This is a genomic window from Granulicatella balaenopterae (assembly GCF_900111135.1).
Taxonomy (GTDB): Bacteria; Bacillota; Bacilli; order Lactobacillales; family Aerococcaceae; genus Granulicatella; species Granulicatella balaenopterae.
This window is the reverse complement of sequence record NZ_FOGF01000073.1, coordinates 1-2,059: the sequence shown is the minus strand read 5'-3', so window position 1 is coordinate 2,059 and position 2,059 is coordinate 1. Positions and strand designations below refer to the sequence as shown.

The window sequence follows — 2,059 nt, the reverse complement described above, 5'->3', positions numbered from 1 at the left end:
CCTTGCATAACAACTTCTAATTGTTGTTTATACCAATAAGTATCTGGATCAATTCCTTGTAATTCTAATACTGCATTAGCACGTTCAGACATTTCCTTAAAATCTGATTTTTTAATTTCTAATTTGATTTCTGCCATGAAAATTCTCCTTTCTTTTTTATTTTATTAATGAACAACTTCTCGCCAAATTGGCGAAAAGTTGTTCATTAATGATTATTTTCTATTTGTTTTATAACGTAAAAATTCTGTAATTCCCACTAACATTACTAACAACGCTACAGATACCATTGCTAAACTTGATTTAGTGCTTGTTTGTGGTAATTCTTCTTGTAATACTTTGACTGTTTGATTCTTGTCTTCTAAGTCATTATGCACGGCAATTTCTACTCCGTTATGACTTAGAGATTCAAACGCTACAATGTCTTTTCCTTGTAATTTTGAAGCATCCACTTCAAACACTACGTTCACTGTTCCATCTTTTTGTTCTGCAACGAATGTTACGCTTGATGTTGCGATTACTTCTTGTGTTTCCTTGTTAACAACTTGACCGTTGATTGTATATTCTTGACCGATGATTAAATCTTTGTAAGCGACTGTATCCACTAATGTAACTTTTTCTGCGTGGATTTCTTTGTTATTTGTACCTTGTTCCATCAATGTTGTTTTCACTTCTGGTTTTGTAACTTTAATTGTTTGGTCTTTATCTTCTAAGTCATTGTGAACTGCAATTTCTACTCCATTATGACTTAGAGATTCAAACGCTACAATGTCTTTTCCTGCTAATTCTGAAGTATCCACTTCAAACACTACATTAATTGTTCCGTTACGTTGTTCTGCTACAAAGGTAACAGATGATGTTGCAATTACTTCTTGTGTTTCCTTGTTAACTACTTGTCCGTTGATTGTGTACTCTTGACCAACGATTAAGTCTTTGTAAGCTACCACGTCAACTAAAGTAGTTTTTTCTGCGTGAATTTCTTTGTTGTTTGTGCCTTGTTCCATTAATGTTGTTTTTACTTCTGGTTTTGTAACTTTGACTGTTTGGTCTTTGTCTTCTAAGTCATTATGCACGGCAATTTCTACTCCGTTGTGACTTAATGATTCAAACGCTACAATGTCTTTTCCTGCTAATTCTGAAGCATCCACTTCAAATACTACATTGATAGTACCGTCTTTTTGTTCTGCTACAAAAGTTACGCTTGATGTAGCGATTACTTCTTGTGTTTCCTTATTAACAACTTGTCCGTTGATTGTGTACTCTTGACCAACGATTAAGTCTTTGTAAGCTACCACGTCAACTAAAGTAGTTTTTTCTGCGTGGATTTCTTTATTGTTTGTATCTTGTTCCATTAATGTTGTTTTCACTTCTGGATGTGTTACTGTAATTGTTTGGTCTTTATCTTCTAGGTCATTATGCACGGCAATTTCTACTCCGTTGTGACTTAATGATTCAAACGCTACAATGTCTTTTCCTGCTAATTCTGAAGCATCCACTTCAAACATTACATTAATTGTTCCGTCTTTTTGTTCTGTGACAAATGTAACAGATGATGTTGCAATTACTTCTTGTGTTTCTTTGTTAACTACTTGACCGTTAACTGTGTATTCTTGACCGATAATTAGGTCTTTGTAAGCTACCACGTCAACTAAAGTAGTTTTTTCTGCGTGGATTTCTTTGTTGTTTGTTCCTTGTTCCATTAATGTTGTTTTTACTTCTGGATGTGTTACTGTAACTGTTTGGTCTTTATCTTCTAGGTCATTATGCACGGCAATTTCTACTCCGTTGTGACTTAGAGATTCAAACGCTACAATGTCTTTTCCTGCTAATTTTGAAGCATCCACTTCAAATACTACATTGATAGTACCGTCTTTTTGTTCTGCTACAAAAGTTACGCTTGATGTAGCAATTACTTCTTGTGTTTCCTTGTTAACTACTTGACCGTTGATTGTGTATTCTTGACCAATGATTAAGTCTTTGTAAGCGACTGTATCCACTAATGTAACTTTTTCTGCATGGATTTCTTTGTTGTTTGTGCCTTGTTCCATTAAAGTAGTTTTCA

1 protein-coding gene is annotated in these 2,059 nt (G+C 34.2%); it reads right to left on the bottom strand.

Going from position 1 to position 2,059, the window contains the following annotated elements; genetic code table 11:
* Positions 1-212: 212 nt before the first annotated feature.
* On the bottom strand, positions 213-2,059 hold a 1,847-nt coding region (locus tag BMX09_RS10140; protein ID WP_177159605.1), incomplete at its 5' end, for a VaFE repeat-containing surface-anchored protein.